The sequence below is a fragment of the Enterobacter sp. UNJFSC 003 genome (assembly GCF_036903355.1).
In the GTDB taxonomy this organism is placed as follows: Bacteria; Pseudomonadota; Gammaproteobacteria; order Enterobacterales; family Enterobacteriaceae; genus Enterobacter.
In genome coordinates, this window is sequence record NZ_JBAKHK010000112.1 from 1 (window position 1) to 287 (window position 287).

The following is a 287-nucleotide window of genomic DNA, read 5'->3' on the forward strand; positions in this document are numbered from 1 at the left end:
GTTATGGTGGCGATGCACTTTCAGTCACCGACTGGTGTGGAAGCGTCATTCGCGCATTTGTGGAATGATGGCGGCTGGTTCCCGAAAGGTTTAAGTGGCTTCTTTGCCGGATTCCAGATAGCGGTTTTCGCTTTCGTGGGGATTGAGCTGGTAGGTACAACAGCTGCGGAAACCAAAGATCCGGAGAAATCACTGCCACGCGCGATTAACTCCATTCCGATCCGTATCATTATGTTCTACGTCTTCGCGCTGATTGTGATTATGTCCGTGACGCCGTGGAGTTCGGT

At 51.6% G+C, this 287-nt stretch carries 1 protein-coding gene; it reads left to right on the plus strand.

Annotated elements, in window-relative coordinates; genetic code table 11:
• A partial coding sequence (locus V5P19_RS23340) for an amino acid permease (protein WP_334407915.1) occupies positions 1-287 on the plus strand: 287 nt, incomplete at both ends.